1 protein-coding gene is annotated in these 249 nt (G+C 34.1%); it reads left to right on the top strand.

The genetic code is table 11. The features are described 5' to 3' along the window. A partial coding sequence (locus ACWA1B_RS23260; RefSeq protein ID WP_456911045.1) for a hypothetical protein occupies positions 1-191 on the top strand: 191 nt, incomplete at its 5' end. Positions 192-249: the final 58 nt, after the last annotated feature.

Genomic DNA, 249 nt, shown 5'->3' with positions numbered 1-249 from the left:
ATATGGATTGGAGCAAATTGACTTTAAAAGTTTACGCAAGTGATAAAACAAATGCCGCTTCCGCGAAAGTTTACCTGCCAAACGGAGACGCTTTACAAGAAATCAAAGTAACCAAAAACGGAAACAATTTCGAAGTAAACACAAATCCATTAAACGGAAAAACCACTTTCAAAACAGAGTGGGTTAAGTAAAAAAGTTATAGCCACGAATTCACGAATTTTATTTTTTATAATTCGTGGCGAAAAAAAG

The organism is Flavobacterium xizangense (assembly GCF_054075145.1).
Note: the sequence above shows the minus strand (reverse complement) of the source record. Positions and strands in the feature narration are given on the sequence as shown.